Origin of the sequence: Halomonas sp. ANAO-440, from assembly GCF_019915905.1 — a bacterium.
GTDB classification, from domain to species: Bacteria; Pseudomonadota; Gammaproteobacteria; order Pseudomonadales; family Halomonadaceae; genus Halomonas; species Halomonas chromatireducens.
In genome coordinates this window covers 24,664-41,023 of record NZ_JAHXBV010000039.1, presented here as the reverse complement: position 1 = coordinate 41,023, position 16,360 = coordinate 24,664, and the positions used below count along the sequence as shown (strand labels likewise).

Below are 16,360 nucleotides of genomic sequence, written 5' to 3'. Positions count from 1 at the left end.
CTTTCCTGCGCCCTGCCTGATTTCAATGACAACGGCAGTTGGAAACTGTCTGTCGCCATCAAGAATATTAGATATCTGATCAGGCGGCCCATGCATGTCACTATCACCATGTACAGATCACCTACAATAAAAACCTTTTATATCATGCGAATAAATGACAATACTCAAGAATAGCTGTACATTTTGGAAATATACTACCCCAATGCATAGCTTTTGTGTCATTATTTTGAGGATAATACTTGACATGAAAGGCATGCGCACAGCCAATCTCTGGCATCGCTTGCTAGCCGCTTATTGACCCTGCCAGGAATCCGGGGATGAACCTCACCATCAAAGCTCGACTGACCGTGCTGATCACCCTGCTGGTCGCACTGATTGCCATCGTTGGCAGCCTCGGCATACGCGGAATGACCGCACTGAGCAGCGCTATCGACACCATCTACGAGGACCGGCTGGTGCCGGTGCAACAGCTGACCCGCATCGATGAACTGATGCGGGACACCATCATTGAGCTCAACCAGATCAGCCTGACCAATGACCATGCCGGCGGCGAGGCAGCCAGTCAGACAAACCGACAACCCTACCTGGATGCCGTGGGCGCCAATATCGCGGCGATGGAGCAGGTCTGGACGACCTACATGGCAACCTTCCTGACCCCACGCGAGGCGGAGCTTGCCGAGCGCTATGCTGATCAGCGCCGTGCCTTCTTACAGCAGGGAGTGGAGCCGGCCATCGCCCTTTATGAGGCCGGCCAGATCGATCAGGCATCTGCCCATATGATCGAGGCGACACGCCCCGCTTTCGTTGCCGCCAACCAGACGCTGCATGAGCTGATCGACCTTCAGGGGGAAGTGGCCCGTGCCGAGTATGCTGCGGCCCAGTCGACCTCCGATTTCATGCGCTTGCTGACCGCAGCCATGATCGTCCTGGCATTGATCATAGCCAGCCTGGGCGGCTGGACCCTGATTCGCGCCATTACCCGGCCCTTGGGACGCATGATCGAGTACTTCCAGGCGATTGCCGCCGGCAGCCTCGACAACCGCATTGAGGTGGAACGCCGTGACGAGATCGGCCTCGCCCTACAGTCCCTGAGTGAAACCCAGTCCCAGCAGCGCGAGCTGGTGGCCCGGATCCAGTTCTCCGCTCAGGCCATCCATGCCGCCTCCAGCGAGATATCCTCGGGCAATCACGATCTCTCCCAGCGCACGGAAGAGCAGGCCGCGAGCCTCCAGGAAACGGCCACCAGCATGGAGCAAGTCGCCTCGACGGTGAAGCAGAACGCCGACAACACCCGCCAGGCCAACGAGCTTGCGCGCAATGCTCGTCTGCTGGCCGATAACGGGGGCGACAAGACGGCGCAGGCCATGGGTAAGATGCAGGAACTCGAAGAGAGTGCGGAGAAGATCGGCAGCATCATCTCAGTGATCGACGGTATCGCCTTTCAGACCAACATCCTGGCACTCAATGCCTCGGTGGAAGCCGCCAGGGCCGGCGAGCAGGGCCGAGGGTTCGCCGTAGTAGCCGGCGAGGTACGCAACCTGGCCCAGCGCTGCGCCACGGCCGCCAAGGAGATCCAGACGCTGGTCACCCTCGATGGCGAGCTGGTCAAGGACGGCAGCGCCCTGGTCAAGCAGGCCGGCGAAGCCATGGAGCAGGTCGTGGGCAGCGTTCGCCAGGTCTCGGAGCTGATGGCCGACATCAACGCCGCCTCGGAGGAACAGTCCCAGGCGGTCGAACAGGTCAGCGTTGCGGTTAGCCAGATGGATCAGGTCACGCAGCAGAATGCTGCACTGGTGGAGCAGTCTGCAGCGGCAGCCTCATCACTGCAGACCCAAGCCGAACTGTTGGCAAATGCAGTCAGCTCATTTCGTATGGGAGAGAAGTCATCCTCCTCAACAACGGGCAACTTGGCACCGGCCATCCCCAGCAGCTTCATTTCATCCAACCAGGTAGAAATGGATCGCGATCCCATGCCGCGATCTCGTCAGCAGCGAAAGACAGCAGAGGAGCCGGAATGGGAAGCCTTTTAGGCTTTCCAGCCCTCTGAGCAAGGAGATGCCGTCCCGTTCGACTGTCGCGATGTCGGAACCTTCAGTCGGCGTTTTTGTATCAAGGCACCTGGCGCTACTGGCCCTGGCCGCTGACGCAAGCAACAGCTTTCTTGATTGATTTGCTCTACCGTAGCCTGTCACCAAGGACGTGGAGTGAGGCAAGCCAATGCGGTGATGGACCTTTCACAGCCCGCAGGACATCCTGCCGTTGAGCGTGGAATGGTTCGAAAGAGTCAGCTTCGTGGTCGTGCCACGGCCAGGCACGAGGCTCGATTGCCGTGACGCGACAGCACCGTTAACTCTTCCAGCGACAGGCCGGCGGCGTCGAGCTGCGCCTTGAAGGCATCTTCATAGGTCACCCGCCCGAAATCGATGCTGGTGAGCCGCTTGAGCATGGGCTTGAACCACTCCATCCCGCGCGAGGGCCGCTGCTGGATGGTCTGGGTGAAGAAGATGCGTCCGCCCGGGCTGAGCAATGCCGTGCAGTGGCGCAGCGCCCGTTCGGGCTCAGGCAACAGCATGAAGCTGGCCGAGAAATAAACGGCGTCATAGGGGCCGGCGCGGTGGTCGTAGACAGATTCGAGACGTACTTCGGCATGGGCACCGAGCGCTGTCTCCTCGAGCCGGCGCCTTGCTCGGACGATGTAATCGGCGTCGATATCAATGCCGGTAATGCGCACCCCCTTGCACCTCACCGTCTCGGCGTTGGCCGCCAGCGCCCCGGCCGTGCCTATCCCGACATCCAGCAATACTGCACCTGCGGGCAGGCGCTTGAGCACCTCGGCATACCAGCGGGCCGTGAGCCTGAGGATGAGGGAGTCATAGACCCAGCTTCGAAACATCGCTTGGTTTCCTGTGCTCTCGGCCCCGGCCGTCAGGCGATAAATGTCACCTTAGCCGCCCCTGCCAAGGCCCAGCATAGGCAATCCTGCCAGCGAGAGCGAACGGCAAGCGGCGTCGGAAACAACATCACGGCGACAACTGCCCCACCACCCGATCGCGCCCCCTTGCCTTGGCGGCATACAGGCGCCTGTCCGCATCCGCGAACATCTCGTTGAACCCCTGGGACCGAGGATCCCCATCGGCGACCCCCGCACTGATCGTCACCATCACACTCTGGCTGTCCACCGCCACCGGCTCAGCACCGACAACCCGACGGAGCTCCTCGGCACGGCGCCAGGCATCGCTGCCCCCGCAGTCGTAGAACAGGACGCAGAACTCCTCTCCACCCAACCGGGCTACCAGATCCTGAGACCGAACGGCCGAGAGAATGCGTCGGGTGACAGCAACAATGACCTGGTCCCCCACGGCATGCCCGTGGGTGTCATTGACCGACTTGAAATTGTCGATATCGATGAGAACCAGGGAATACTGCCCGCCCAGGAGGCACAAGGCTTGGCGATCCCGCTCGAAGCGCTGCAAGAAATGGCGGCGGTTCGAGATGCCGGTCAGGCTGTCCTGGTTGGCCAGGGCTTCGATCCTATCGTGGGCGGCTTCCCGGGACCGTTCCTGATAGTAGGCCGCGGCACCGAAAGCCATCATCCCGCCGAGGATATTGGTCAGTGCGGCTCCCGATGCCAGTGCTGCCCAATCTTCTCGGTATGCAACGGTCATCGAGAGGATGACCGCGAAGAAGACCAAGTAGACTGGCAAGCCCTTGCGCGTGCCGAGCAGGAAGAAATTGATGATAGCGAAGAAAACCGTCCATACCGCCGCCGAGACATCGGCCTTCACGTACCAATAGAAGAACGCCGAGAGGCCGCCACAGGACAACACCGTCACCCAGGCCGATCGCTCGATATTACGGTTGACCCGCATGTCGGCCAGTGCCAGCACGACGATGACGAAGAAGGCCAATTCGACGGCCGCCAGCAGGATGGCCTCGAACAGGAAAAAGTTGACCACGGTATAGACCAGCGAAGTCAGCGCAACGATGATCAAGAAGCAGTTGGCCAGCCAAAACCGCCGCGAATCCGCTCCCGAACCGGCATCGGTATCGCTCGCGCCCCGCCAACTCAGCCACTGCGGTGTCTTCATGGGTACCCGCACTCCCTGCTGTCGCGCACCCATCGAGTAAGCAGGCCTCACGAAAGCAAGACCTCACCCGCCGCTGGCGATCATGTTTGCAAAAGGTGATAAAGGTTTATCGGCTGGGCTGCAGAGGTCTTTAAATTTTTTTCAACACCCACAGTATGGAGTAGGCTTTGCTGCGCCATTGCGCCCGTCGCAAGGGCGAGCTCCCCACACAGGCCATGCGGGAAGCCAATGTGATTCTTGCTGTGCTGGTGGAGAATCGCCGCAGCGGGCGCTATCCGAAATAGTGAAAACTCCCGAAGAAGTGCCATCACCCCCCTTTTACCGGGCGCATAATCCCCACCGGACAGTGCGCCTTGTGCAATATCTCGCGGCTGACACTGCCTGTGGCCACTTGTGAAAAACCACTGCGTCCATGGGTCGTCATGACAACCATGGCATTGGTACAAGGAGTCAGGTAACGGTGGATAGCCTCTGCAGGGCTGTCCCCATGCAGCACTTCCCACTCCACCTCGAAACCGTCCGCCTCGCGAATCCGGCGCGCCAGGCTTTGCACATACCCCGACTCCATGATGTCGCCATGCCCCGTACCACCAGGCAGTACTGATGCCGCATCGGTCTCGACCTCTACCACATGCAACAATTGCAGCCTGGCATCGAGTCGCCTGGCCAGATTGACTGCAGGCTCGAGCACCGACTCAGCTGGGCGCGATCCATCGACGCAGACCATCAGGGTATCGATACGCCCCTGCCTGCCAGGATCGAACCGGGGGCCGCCAAGCACCACCAGTGCGCCAGCACGGCGCACGGTTTCTGCCGCAACGCTGCCAAGCAATAACTCGGACGCCGGACGTCGACCATGGGAGGTCATGCACAGCAACCCTTCGCCAGGGTCGGAAGCCAGCCCGGCCAGCACATCGGCGGCATCACCTGTCACTATCTCGAGTGACTCCCGATAAGCCCCCAGCTCTTGCCGGTCTAGCGCATCATGCAGCGCGGCCCGGCGCTTATCCACCTGGTCGGATGACGCCACGACGGAAACCAACGCCATTGTGCCGCCCCACTGACGATGTAACAGCTCGCCCAAGTGGATGCCCTGCAATGAGCGCCTGGACTCGTCCACTGCCACATGAAGTACCTGCATATCGTCCCCTTCTATCGCGGCTGGTCTTGCCTTCATTACAGCAGATCAGCAAGGAGTTGCGAGCAGCTGGCTAGACGCTTATCGCTAGTGGCTCGCTTTCTTGGCAAAGAAAGCGTCAATGGCACTCTGGGCTTCCGCGGAGCGGCACCGCTCCAGCAGCTGCCTTTCTTCCCGGTCGAAGGCATGGCCCACTGCTTCGGCTTCGCTCTCCCGCAGCAGCGCCTTGGTGGCCAACAGCGTATCGGAGGGCTTGGCGACAAGCCGCGTGGCACAGTCGATCGCCTGCTCCAGCGCCTTGCCATCGGGGGTGGTATCAGTCAGCAGGCCCAGGTCACAGGCACGGGACGCGGAAAGGGATTTTCCGAGCATGAGCATTTCACTGGCCAACTTGTTACCGGCCAGCTTGGGCAGCAGATGTGTCGTGGCGCCCAGGGGCGTCAGGGCAAAGTTGATGAAGGGCAGGTAGAACTTCGTGGAATTTCCCGCATAGGCGAAATCGCAGTGCAGAAGAATCGACGAACCAATCCCCAGGGCGAGACCCTCTGCAGCGGCAATGGCAGGCTTGGGAAAGGCATGCAGGCGACGCAGGAAGGTGATGGCCGGCACCTCAGTCGCCTCCGCCAGTGCCTTGTAGTTGGCCAGGTCGTTGCCGGCGGTAAAGCAGTTCTCGCTGCCCGTGATGATCAGGACCTTGACCCCATCGTCCGCCTCGGCCGAAGCCAGCGCATCCATCAGTTGGATGTAACTTGCCTCGTCCAGGATGTTGCGTCGTTCAGGGCAGCTGATCCTCACCAGCGTGATGCCGTCCTCTCTGCGGGAGGTCGTGATTCGAGTCGCCATGAGCTATCTCCGTTGCGGGCAAGGGGCCTTGCCTTCAGCATAAGCACTTTTTAATGAGCATGCTAATGTTTGATCTGCCCGGTCTCTCGCAGCTCGAGAGTCTGCCCCAGCCACCTTCACCTGCCAACTCGTTCGTTTCCTCTCGGCAAGAAGCTTAGCGCAGCAGCCTAAGCAAACGAGCCGCACAGGATCTGCCGGCATCCAAGGCACCTTCCATGTAACCCGGGAACCGCTCAGCGATCTCCGAGCAGGCGAAAAGCACTCGTCCTTCCACCCCGCGCAGCCGTGCCGCAGCATCCGGCATCCCTCCGAAACGGATGTGTGCGTTATACCCGCCGCCACACCAGGGATGTTGGACCCAGACGGTATCCGTCATTTCAATGGGTTGCCTTGCCTTACCGTCATCGAAAGCCTGCACCAGCAGATCGATGGCGTCGGATTGTCGCTCAGCCTGACCAAGCTGGGCCAGATCGCGGGCGCGTCTCCCGCCGGTGAACATCGTCAAACGTGCCTCGTCTTCTCCCACCCTCGACGTATCCGTGAGAGTCACACCCATCGGATCGATGCAGACGACCTCTCTGATCGGCTGGCCGCCATGCCAGTCGGCCGGCTGGCGCCAGAAGGCGTCACGATAAACGAAGGTGGTCTTGATCATCGCTCCGGGGATATAGCTCTCAAGGGCGGCGCAAACCTCGTCTGCCAGAGGCGGGGGTAGTTCGATCTCACGGGCGGCGACCGGTGGCACCGCCAGGATGACAGCGCCGGCGCGATAGGCACCATGAGAGGTGGCGACATCGAATGCATCACCACCCGGCCCTGCCACTCTCGACACAGCCATCGCGGCCGTGTGGTAATGAGGCACACGTAACAGGCCATCGACAAGCCGGGCGACGACGGTAGCGAGGGGGCCTGTCACCTGACATTCCCCATCCTCTCGCTGCGAGTCATACCTGGCATAGATTTCCAGCACGCCTTGCGCGCTGATATCGGAGAGTTCATGGCATAACAGCTCACAGAGCGAGCTTTTCATGAGAGCGGCGCCCTTGGCGTCAGAGGTAATCTCCTGAATCAGCTCGGCGACCGAGCGGTCGGGGCGACCACTCTGATAGCCCGCAGAGGACACCAGGTCGGGCCATGCCTCATCCATCGCCCCCAACCAATCATCTGTTCCAATGACCCCCGATGCCCCGAGGCCCGCCGTCGCGCCTTCCGAGCTCACCATCAGCTCCATTCCGGCTTCATGCACCAGCTCGACGAGGCCCGTCATGTCCTGATTCAGAAACTGGGCCCCTTCTTCGATCGGGTAGCCGTTTTCACCGGTTGAGGAGCGGACACGCCCGCCAGCACGACCCTGCGCCTCCATCACCTGGCAGCTCAGTCCAGCCGCTTCGAGCTCCCGCGCCGCTGAAAGGCCGGCCAGGCCGGCGCCCACCACGATGACGTCGGCTCTCCTCTCGGCTTCATTGCGTTGCATATCGACTCGATCCTTGTCGCCCGTGATAACCCTGCGTCCCTCTAATCAGAGTATGCCTCACCAGCCTGCAACGCCAAATCAGCAGCCTTACCTGGTCATCAGCCAGCTGCAAGACCCAATATTTCGCGAGCCTGCTGCCAGGTCAGCCACTGGACGCTCGTACTGCTCGCACAGCGACACGGTGCGTTCCCCCAGGGCCGCATTCGACAAAGCCAGGGTATTGCAATCGAGACGCAGCGCCTTGCTGGGTGGTATCAATATCAGCACCAATGCCGCTCGCGTGGATCTCGACACCCTGATGCAGGAGTACCTGCCGCTGCTGCAGGCCGCTGCTGCAGGAGAAAGCCCGGCAGATTCGCACCACGATCAATTGAGCTGCGAATCTGCGGGCTCTTCGGTTAGGAGGTAGGGTTCAGTTGCTCGAGTACCCATGCGCCGGAGCATCCCGCTCCAGGTGCGCCACCCAGGATTCGATGTCGGGTAGCCTGGTGGCGGTACCGTGGTAGTCGCTCATGTCCGGTAGCTCGTGGGCGATGCCTTTGTGGCAGGTTATGCAGGTCGCCTCTCCCTCGGCGAGCGTGGTCGAGTGTGCACGAGCCGCCCTGGAACTCTGCATGGTAAAGTCCATCGAGTCGAAGTCGTGACAGTTGCGACACTCCAGGGAATCGTTGGCCTCCAGCCGCGTCCATTCCCGTTCGGCCAGCTCACGCCGCTTGTCCTCGAACTGCTCTTCGGTGCGAATGGTACCGAAGATCCAGCCCCAGACCTCCTTGGAAGCCTCCATCTTTCGCGCCATCTTGTGGGTCCAGCCGTGTGGGACATGGCAGTCCGCACACTGAGCGCCGACCCCGGAGCGGTTGACGTCGTGGATGGTGCCCTGCATTTCCCGGTAGGGGTTGCGCTCCATCTCGTGACACGAGATGCAGAACTGCTGGGTATTGGTGGCCTCCACCGCGGTATTGAAGCCACCCCAGAAGAAGACCCCGGCAATGAAGCCCCCCAGCGTCAGGAAGCCCAGGCTGAAGTGCATGCTGGGGCGAGACAGGATACGCCAGTAACTGGCCAGCCAGCGCTTCATTGTCCACCCCCATCACGCCGCTCCCGGAGCATGTCGCCCAGCACCTCGTCGACGGTGAGGAAGGTGTTGGGGACGATGGGACTGGCATCGGTCTGAGGCACATGACACTGGGTGCAGAAGTAGCGGTCCGGCGATACCGCCGCCAGCACCTGCTGATGACGGTCACGGAAGTGGCTGATGCTGACCATGGGGGCGCCGGCCTGTACCGCCTCGCTGCGGCTGTGGCAGGTCAGGCAGCGATTGGCACGGGCATCGACCTGATAGTCGCGAATGCCGTGGGGAATGACCGGGGGCTGCTCGGGGTAGTTGAGCACTTCACGCCCCGCGTCCCGGGGCTCGCCGGCCAGCGGTGGAGCCGGCAGGGACTGGCTGAGGGTACCACCCGGACGCAGGCCGTCCGGTGCAGAATCGTCGCGGTGCTCTTCGGCGATTACCAGGCCGGCGACGACCAGCGCCAGCGCAAGACTGAGCAGTGTGAGCCATTTCATTGCATTTCTCCTTGCGTCTCGGCCTCAGGCCAGGCTGATCAGTTCCAGACGGACCGCACACTTCTTGAAGTCCGTCTGCTTGGAGATCGGGTCCGTGGCATCCAGCACCACGTTATTGATCAGCCGATTGGCATCGAAGAAGGGCACGTAGACCAGCCCCTGCGGCGGAGTAACCCGGCCCCGTGTCTCGACCCGCAGACGCACCTCGCCGCGCCGGCTGATCACCTTCACCTCGCTGCCCCGCCGCATACCCTCTGCACGGGCATCTTCGGGATGCATGTACAGCAACGCCGCCGGTACCGCTCGATGCAGCTCGGGGACCCGGCGTGTCATCGAACCGGTATGCCAATGCTCCAGCACCCGTCCGGTCGAGAGCCAGTAGGGGAATTCATCGTCCGGCGATTCGGGGGGCGGCTCGTCGGGTACGGCGAAGATCAGCGCCCGGTCATCAGGCTTGGCATAGAACTGCACGCCCCGCCCCTCCTCTACATAGGGGTCGAGTCCTTCGCGATAGCGCCACAGGGTTTCCTCCCCGTCTACCACCGGCCAGCGCTTGCCGCGGTTCTGGTGGTAGTTATCGAAGTCGTCCAGGTCCTTGCCCTTGCCACGACCGAAGCGGGCGTACTCCTCGAACAGCCCCTTCTGGATATAGAAGCCGAACGCTTCCGCTTCCCGGTTGGCGTAGCCCTCCTCCATGTCCGAGAGCGGGTAGCGATCCACCTGCCCGTTGGCGTAGAGCAGATCGAAAAGGGTCTTGTCCCGGAGCTCAGGAGCCTTTTCAAGCTGCTCGGAAGGCCATACCTCATCGACCCGGATGCGCTTGGAGAACTCGACCAGCTGCCAGAGGTCGGAGCGGGCCTCTCCCGGTGCATCGACCAGCTGGTGGAAGAACTGAGTGCGACGCTCGGAGTTGCCGAAGGCACCTTCCTTCTCCACCCAGGAGGCAGCCGGCAGGATCAGGTCGGCGGTCTGTGCCGAGGCGGTGGGATAGATATCGGAGACGATGACGAAGGCCTCTGGATTACGCCAGCCCGGCAGGATCTCCTGCTGGGTATTGGGCCCGGCCTGCATGTTGTTGCACACCTGGGTCCAGTAGACCTTGATCTCGCCATCCTTCAGCTTGCGGCTTTGCTCGACTGCGTGGAAACCCACCTTGCTGGGGATAGTTCCCTCGGGAAGCTTCCAGACCTCCTCGGCAAAGGCGCGGTGCTCGGGGTTGGTGACCACCCGGTCCGCCGGCAGGCGGTGGGCGAAGGTGCCTACCTCACGAGCCGTGCCGCAAGCCGATGGCTGGCCGGTCAGCGAGAAGGGGCTGTTGCCGGGCTCGGAAATCTTGCCGGTCAGCAGGTGCAGGTTATAGATCAGGTTGTTCACCCACACGCCGCGGGTGTGCTGGTTCACACCCATGGTCCAGAAGGTCATCACCTTGATATCGGGGTCGGCATAGAGCTCCGCCATCTGCTCGAGCCGGCTCTCGGAGACGCCGGACTCCCGCGCCGCCCGCTCCAGGGTAAAGTCAGAGACATGGTCGGCAAATTCGTCGAAACTCATCTCTGTCCAGCGGTTGGGGTCATCGGCGTTGGCGGCTGCCTGCTGCAGCGGATGTTCGTCCCGCAGGCCGTAGCCGATGTCGTCCACGGCGCGTACGAAGTTCGTATGGCTATCGACGAAGTCACGATCGACCCGGTCGGTCTGGATGATGTGGTTGGCGATGTAGTTGAGGATCACCACATCGGCATTGGGCTTCATCACCATGGGGATGTCGGCCAGGTCGAAGCTGCGGTGCTCGAAGGTAGAGAGCACGGCTACCCGAGTGTCAGGAAATGAGAGCCGGCGGTCGGTGACCCGGGTCCACAGGATCGGGTGCATCTCCGCCATGTTGGAGCCCCACAGCACGAAGGCATTGGCATGCTCGATGTCGTCGTAGACGCCCATGGGCTCATCAGAACCGAAAGTGCGCATGAAGGCGAACACCGCCGAGGCCATGCAGTGACGAGCGTTGGGGTCGATGTTGTTGGTGCGCAGCCCTGCCTTGAACAGCTTGCTGGCCGCATAGCCTTCCCAGATGGTCCACTGGCCGGAGCCGAACATGGCGACGCTGTCGGGGCCGTGTTCCCGAATGGCACTCTTGAACTTGTCGGCCATCAGGTCAAGGGCCTCGTCCCAGGAGACCGGTTCGAAGTCGCCCCGCTTGTCGTAGACGCCGTTGCGCTTGCGTAACATCGGCTGCTGCAAGCGGTCCTGACCGTAGAGGATCTTGGAAAGGAAGTAGCCCTTCACGCAGTTGAGCCCACGGTTGACCTCCGACTGGGCATCGCCGTGAGTGGCAACGATACGGTTGTTCTGGGTGCCCACCATCACACTGCAACCCACCCCACAGAAGCGACAGGGTGCCTTGTTCCAGTTGAGCTGCGTCAGTTCGGCGTTGGTGATCAGGTTACTGGCACCGGCCGGCAGGACCATTCCGGCGGTGGCAGCCGCAACGGCTGCCGCATTGGCCTTGGCAAATTCACGGCGAGTCAACTTCATGTCGGCATCCCTTCTGCTGGGGCTTGTTGTTCCACGGAGTCGGCGGGTTCATCGGCAGTACCAGGCTCGAGCATCTGGTGATAGACCAGGGCCGCACCCAGCACGCCGGGGCGGGTTTGAACCGCATCGATCAGGTCGAGAATGCGGCCCTCTCGCTCACTCTCCATCACCACCACGAGCTTGCCGGACGGATCCTCGGCACGAATCTCACTGTCGGGCTGGGCAGCCAGCCATTGCGCCACCGTCTTGCACTCCTCCGGTTGGACATGGACCAGAAAACTGGCGATATGCAGGGCATCATTCGGCATGGGCCATCTCCTCGCTTGTCATTGTGATGGCGTGATTGGGACACTGGGCCTGGCAGGCACCGCAGCCGGTACAGGCCTCGAGGTTCAGCCGCGGCTTGGGGGGACGCCCCAACTGCGGGGGAAAGGCGATCGCATGCCATTCACAGGCATCCTGGCAGCTCTGGCAGTGGATATCGGCCAGTGCCAGGCAGTGGGCTTCGATGCGGGCTCGCCAGGGAAAGGCGTTGCGCCGGATATCGAAGACAGGCTCGTCGCAGGCGTCGACACAGGCGCGACACAGGCTGCAGCCTTCGTGCTTGAAACGGATCTCGGGATAGCCGCCCCCACCGTGGAACAGCACCTGCTCTGGGCAGGCGTCGATACAGGCTGCACAGCGAACGCAGCGCTCGGTGAAGTCATCGCCGGTCCAGGGAGGCCGCTGGATCGGGCCATGTCCGCCAAGGGAGCGAAAGAATTGCCGACGTCTGTTGTTATTCGTTTTTGTCATGCGGCCCTCAGCCCGGGGGCCCGGGTGGGCCGGTGAAGGTCTGGTAAATCCATACGGAGAAGCCGAAGCTTCCGACCAGGGCTATCGCCAGGATCGGAAACAGCAAAATAGCAATGAAGAGGAACAACTTTAGCTCCTTCTTCTTACGCTCCTCCGGTGCCAAGGTATCCGGGTCTTCCATGCCACTCCCCCTCATTACCCGATAGCAGATTATTGGTCACCCTGACTTTCAGGGTAGCTAATATTCCACCCCTGCCAGGCTTTGTTACATAAAAACAACAAATCGAGCCCGCCAGTTGGCGGGCCCGAACAGAAGAGGAGCTTGCGCAGGGCTGTTATCAGCCCGCTCGGGGCTACCCGGCACCCCTGATCAAAGAATCCAGCGCGGCCTGGTAGCCCTGGCTGCCGAGCCCGGCGATAACGCCGTCGGCACGCAGCGAGACATAGGAGTGATGACGGAAACTCTCACGCTTGTGCACGTTGGAGAGATGCACCTCGATAACCGTGCCGTCGAAGGCGTTGAGCGCATCGAGGATCGCCACCGAGGTGTGGGTATAGGCGGCGGGGTTGATGATGATCGCCGCGGTGCCGTCGACACGGGCGGCATGGATCGCATCGATCAGTTCGCCCTCGTGGTTGCTCTGGCGACAGGTGACGTCCCAGCCGTTCATCGCCGCCTTCTCGTAGAGGGCATTGTTGATGTCGTTGAGGGTCTCGCTGCCGTAGATCTCCGGCTGGCGGGTACCCAGCAGGTTGAGATTGGGGCCGTGCAGTACCAGTACTTTGTTCATCTCGTTGTCTCTTTCGTGTTAGGGAAACACTGCACAAATGCCTGCGAGATAGCGGAAGGAACCGCGCCCCGACAAGGCCGGTTCTGATTTCATGTCGACGGTTCGAGCAACCGCTGCCAGGCATCGGTCACGACCTGCCGGTGCGCCTGGAAGTCACTGTCATCACCGCGAGACGCGTCGCGGGTCAGCGAGGTACGGTGAACGGCGCTGCGGTAGGCCAGGTAGGCTTCGCGCAGGCGCCGACAGTCGTCGGCGGGCAGGCGGCCGCTGCTCTCCAGGGTCTCGAGGATGCGCATGTTGTCGCTCCACTGGAGCAGCTCGGGCGTGTCGTGCCCCATGGAGAGCACCGCGAACTGGCAGATGAACTCGATGTCGATCATGCCGCCGGCGTCCTGCTTCAGGTCGAAGGTACCGGATTCGCCCTTGCTGCCCAGGTGGTCGCGCATCTTGCGCCGCATCGCCACCACCTCCTGGCGCAGCGCCTCGACGTCGCGGCTGCGTCCGAGAATCTCCTGGCGCACCGCATGGAAACCCTCTGCCAACTGTGGGTTGCCGGCCACCACCCGGGCTCGAACCAGCGCCTGGTGCTCCCAGGTCCAGGCCTGGTTGCGCTGATAGTCGGCGAAGGCAGTCAGCGAGGTCACCAGCAGGCCGGAATTGCCCGAGGGCCGCAGGCGCATGTCTACTTCATAGAGCGTGCCGGCCGGGGTCACCGCCGTCAGCAGGTGGATGATGCGCTGCCCCAGGCGGGTGAAGAAAACCGCCACGTCGACGGGGCGAGGACCATCGGTGCTGGCGTTGGCATCGGCATCATGGACGAACACCAGGTCCAGGTCCGAACCGTAGCCCAGCTCGATGCCGCCCAGCTTGCCGTAGCCGATGATAAGGAACTCCGGCTCGGCACCGGCCCGGGAGCCATCCCCACGCGCCGGGTAGCCGTGCTTGCGCACCAGATGCCGCCAGGCCATGGAAAGCACCGCCTCCAGCAGCACCTCGGCGATATAGGTAAGGTAGTCGCTGACCTTCATCAGGTGGCGGGTGCCGGCGATATCCGAGGCGGCGACCCGCAGCACGTGGGCGTGCTTGAAGACCCGCAGCGCCTCGAGCTGGGCCTCTTCGTCATCCTCCGGAATGCGACCCAGCGCCTGGCGCAGCTCATCGGCCAGCCGCGCCTTGTCGGCGGGGGTATAGAGCGTTTCAGGGGTCAGCAGCTCATCGAGCAGTAGCGGGAAGCGGGCCAGCTGCTCGGCGATCCAGGGGCTGGCACCACACAGTCGCATCAGGTGACTCAGGGCCTCGGGATTCTCGCGCAGCAGCGCCAGGTAGGCGGTGCGCCGCAGCACCGACTCGACCAGCGGCAGGACACGCTCCAGCGCGGTATCCGGGTTCTCGCTCTCGGCGACGGCGTTGAGCAGCATCGGCATCAGGGCATCCAGGCGCTGGTAGCCGATGCGCTGCATCGCCTGCACCTGGCGCGACTCACGCAGCGACACGAGCCGGCGCAAGGCCGTGTCCGGCGCGGAGAAATCGGTCTGGGTCAGCAGTTCCAGGCTCTCCTCCTGGTTGAACTCGCCCTGCCACAGCGAACGCCACGCCTCGAGCGAGCCGGCACTGCCATCTTCCGCCTCGTCGCTCTCTCCGTTTTCACCCCCGTTTTCCCCCTCCGGGTCGGCGATCACCGCGTCGAAGTGCTGACGCACCCGCTCACGCACCTCGTCGAGGCGGGCGATCACCCCCGGCCAGTCTTCCATGTCCAGTGCCAGCGCCACCCGCTCGCGGTCCTGGTCGTCGCCGGGCAGGCTCTGGGTCTGACGGTCCTCCAGCGCCTGCAGGGCATGTTCCAGGTCGCGCAGGAAGACATAGTCCGGCAGCAGCTCATCGACCACCTCCTGGGGCAGCAGCCCCACGTCGGGGAGCCGCTCCAGCGCGGTCTTGAGCGAGGTCACCTGGAGCTCCGTGTCGCGCCCGCCGCGAATCAGCTGGAAGGCCTGGACCACGAACTCCACCTCGCGGATGCCGCCGGGGCCGAGCTTGATATTGGCCTGCATGCCCTTGCGCTTCACCTCGCGGTTGATGAGCCCCTTCATCTCGCGCAGCGACTCGATGGCGCCGAAGTCGAGGTACTTGCGATAGACGAAGGGCCGCAGGTTGGCCAGCAGCTCGCCGCCCGCCTCCAGATCGCCGGCGACCGGCCGCGCCTTGAGCAGGGCGTAGCGCTCCCATTCGCGCCCCTGGTCCTGGTAGTAGGAGGCCAGCGAGGCGAAGTTGCCCACCAGGGGCCCGCCGTCGCCCAGCGGGCGCAGCCGCATGTCGACGCGAAAAGCGAAGCCATCGGCGGTCACCGCGTCCAGGGCGGTGATCAGCCGCTGCCCCAGCTTGGTGAAATACTCCTGGTGCTCGAGCGCCTTGCGGCCGCCCTGGGTCTCGCCTGTCTCGGCGTAGGCGAAGATCAGGTCGATATCCGAGGAGAGATTCAGCTCGCCGGCGCCGAGCTTGCCCATGCCCAGCACCACCAGGCGCTGCTCCCTGCCGTCGTCACGCGGGGCGGGGCGCCCCCAGCGGGGCTCGAGATGAGCTTCAAGCCAGCCCAGGGCGCCATCCAGGCAGACCTCCGCGAGGCGGGAAACCGCCGCGCTGGTATGCCACATGTCCACGCCGGCAGGCCGTGTCAGGTCGCGCCACACGATGCCCAGCATGCGCGCACGCCGAAACCGACGCATGGCCGCATGCAGGGCAGCCTCGTCCTCGGCCGCTTCCAGCCGCTCGCCCAGCGTATCGCGCAGCGTCGCCTCGTCGGGGGCCGCCTCCAGCTCGCCGCCGGCATCCAGATGCAACAGCCAGTCGGGATGGCGCACCAGGGTATCGAGCACGAAGTCGGAGATGACCAGCACCCGGGCCAGCTGGCGGCGGCGCTGTTCATCGAGCGCCTCCCAGCTCTCCGAGGGCCGCTCCTGCCCCGTCATCTCGGCGACATTGTCGGCCTGGGCCAGGCTGTCGCTCAGCCGCTGCCAGGCCTTGCCCAGGGCGGGCCTGAGCGGAGCGGGAACGTCATCGTCGGGGAGGAAGTCATCGGGAAGGACCATATGCAGCTCGCCTTGTCGCAGCTCGGATGTCTCCAGCATAACGAAGGCGAGGC

The 16,360-nt window shown here is 62.8% G+C and carries 14 protein-coding genes; 1 reads left to right on the top strand and 13 read right to left on the bottom strand.

Annotated elements, in window-relative coordinates; all coding sequences use genetic code 11:
• Positions 1-317 precede the first annotated feature (317 nt).
• On the top strand, positions 318-2,030 hold the full coding sequence (locus KZO25_RS18270; protein ID WP_223138041.1) for a methyl-accepting chemotaxis protein: 1,713 nt from the start codon (positions 318-320) through the stop codon (positions 2,028-2,030).
• Positions 2,031-2,284: 254 nt separating this feature from the next.
• Here the strand turns inward: KZO25_RS18270 and KZO25_RS18265 are convergent, their stop codons facing one another.
• The 13 genes from KZO25_RS18265 to glnE form a co-directional block, all read right to left on the bottom strand.
• Positions 2,285-2,893: a class I SAM-dependent methyltransferase gene (locus KZO25_RS18265; RefSeq protein WP_066452332.1), complete on the bottom strand. Its 609-nt coding sequence runs from the start codon at positions 2,891-2,893 to the stop codon at positions 2,285-2,287.
• A 127-nt stretch (positions 2,894-3,020) separates the two neighbouring features.
• On the bottom strand, positions 3,021-4,088 hold the full coding sequence (locus tag KZO25_RS18260; protein WP_223138040.1) for a GGDEF domain-containing protein: 1,068 nt from the start codon (positions 4,086-4,088) through the stop codon (positions 3,021-3,023).
• A gap of 307 nt (positions 4,089-4,395) precedes the next feature.
• Positions 4,396-5,229 (bottom strand): universal stress protein, encoded by an 834-nt coding sequence (locus KZO25_RS18255; RefSeq protein ID WP_223138039.1) that lies wholly within the window; start codon positions 5,227-5,229, stop codon positions 4,396-4,398.
• Positions 5,230-5,313: 84 nt separating this feature from the next.
• Complete coding sequence (locus KZO25_RS18250; RefSeq protein ID WP_066449318.1) at positions 5,314-6,069, bottom strand: enoyl-CoA hydratase-related protein; 756 nt, start codon at positions 6,067-6,069, stop codon at positions 5,314-5,316.
• A gap of 154 nt (positions 6,070-6,223) precedes the next feature.
• Positions 6,224-7,543 (bottom strand): flavin monoamine oxidase family protein, encoded by a 1,320-nt coding sequence (locus KZO25_RS18245; RefSeq protein ID WP_223138038.1) that lies wholly within the window; start codon positions 7,541-7,543, stop codon positions 6,224-6,226.
• A gap of 412 nt (positions 7,544-7,955) precedes the next feature.
• Positions 7,956-8,621: a NapC/NirT family cytochrome c gene (locus KZO25_RS18240; RefSeq protein WP_223138037.1), complete on the bottom strand. Its 666-nt coding sequence runs from the start codon at positions 8,619-8,621 to the stop codon at positions 7,956-7,958.
• Positions 8,618-9,109, bottom strand: a complete 492-nt coding sequence (locus KZO25_RS18235) for a nitrate reductase cytochrome c-type subunit (protein WP_066449310.1) — start codon at positions 9,107-9,109, stop codon at positions 8,618-8,620. Before KZO25_RS18235 ends, KZO25_RS18240 begins: the two co-directional genes overlap by 4 nt.
• A gap of 24 nt (positions 9,110-9,133) precedes the next feature.
• A complete protein-coding gene (napA, locus tag KZO25_RS18230; RefSeq protein ID WP_223138036.1) occupies positions 9,134-11,638 on the bottom strand; it encodes a nitrate reductase catalytic subunit NapA in 2,505 nt (834 codons plus the stop codon).
• Positions 11,635-11,946, bottom strand: a complete 312-nt coding sequence (locus KZO25_RS18225; protein WP_066449302.1) for a chaperone NapD — start codon at positions 11,944-11,946, stop codon at positions 11,635-11,637. Before KZO25_RS18225 ends, napA begins: the two co-directional genes overlap by 4 nt.
• Entirely contained in the window at positions 11,936-12,433 is a 498-nt protein-coding gene (gene napF, locus KZO25_RS18220) for a ferredoxin-type protein NapF (RefSeq protein WP_223138035.1), read from the bottom strand. The genes KZO25_RS18225 and napF overlap by 11 nt, the downstream gene beginning before the upstream one ends.
• A 7-nt stretch (positions 12,434-12,440) precedes the next feature.
• A complete protein-coding gene (locus KZO25_RS18215; protein WP_066449298.1) occupies positions 12,441-12,614 on the bottom strand; it encodes a periplasmic nitrate reductase, NapE protein in 174 nt (57 codons plus the stop codon).
• 172 nt (positions 12,615-12,786) lie between these two features.
• Positions 12,787-13,224, bottom strand: a complete 438-nt coding sequence (gene aroQ / locus KZO25_RS18210; RefSeq protein WP_223138034.1) for a type II 3-dehydroquinate dehydratase — start codon at positions 13,222-13,224, stop codon at positions 12,787-12,789.
• Between the two features lie 89 nt (positions 13,225-13,313).
• Positions 13,314-16,307, bottom strand: coding sequence for a bifunctional [glutamate--ammonia ligase]-adenylyl-L-tyrosine phosphorylase/[glutamate--ammonia-ligase] adenylyltransferase (gene glnE / locus KZO25_RS18205; protein ID WP_223138060.1), 2,994 nt, complete (start codon positions 16,305-16,307; stop codon positions 13,314-13,316).
• Positions 16,308-16,360 lie beyond the last annotated feature (53 nt).

Coding starts and splice junctions, on each gene's coding strand:
- KZO25_RS18270 (WP_223138041.1), top strand. CDS start 318: ATGAACCTCACCATCAAAGCTCGACTGACCGTGCTGATCACCCTGCTG.
- KZO25_RS18265 (WP_066452332.1), bottom strand. CDS start 2,893: ATGTTTCGAAGCTGGGTCTATGACTCCCTCATCCTCAGGCTCACGGCC.
- KZO25_RS18260 (WP_223138040.1), bottom strand. CDS start 4,088: ATGAAGACACCGCAGTGGCTGAGTTGGCGGGGCGCGAGCGATACCGAT.
- KZO25_RS18255 (WP_223138039.1), bottom strand. CDS start 5,229: ATGCAGGTACTTCATGTGGCAGTGGACGAGTCCAGGCGCTCATTGCAG.
- KZO25_RS18250 (WP_066449318.1), bottom strand. CDS start 6,069: ATGGCGACTCGAATCACGACCTCCCGCAGAGAGGACGGCATCACGCTG.
- KZO25_RS18245 (WP_223138038.1), bottom strand. CDS start 7,543: ATGCAACGCAATGAAGCCGAGAGGAGAGCCGACGTCATCGTGGTGGGC.
- KZO25_RS18240 (WP_223138037.1), bottom strand. CDS start 8,621: ATGAAGCGCTGGCTGGCCAGTTACTGGCGTATCCTGTCTCGCCCCAGC.
- KZO25_RS18235 (WP_066449310.1), bottom strand. CDS start 9,109: ATGAAATGGCTCACACTGCTCAGTCTTGCGCTGGCGCTGGTCGTCGCC.
- napA (WP_223138036.1), bottom strand. CDS start 11,638: ATGAAGTTGACTCGCCGTGAATTTGCCAAGGCCAATGCGGCAGCCGTT.
- KZO25_RS18225 (WP_066449302.1), bottom strand. CDS start 11,946: ATGCCGAATGATGCCCTGCATATCGCCAGTTTTCTGGTCCATGTCCAA.
- napF (WP_223138035.1), bottom strand. CDS start 12,433: ATGACAAAAACGAATAACAACAGACGTCGGCAATTCTTTCGCTCCCTT.
- KZO25_RS18215 (WP_066449298.1), bottom strand. CDS start 12,614: ATGGAAGACCCGGATACCTTGGCACCGGAGGAGCGTAAGAAGAAGGAG.
- aroQ (WP_223138034.1), bottom strand. CDS start 13,224: ATGAACAAAGTACTGGTACTGCACGGCCCCAATCTCAACCTGCTGGGT.
- glnE (WP_223138060.1), bottom strand. CDS start 16,307: ATGGTCCTTCCCGATGACTTCCTCCCCGACGATGACGTTCCCGCTCCG.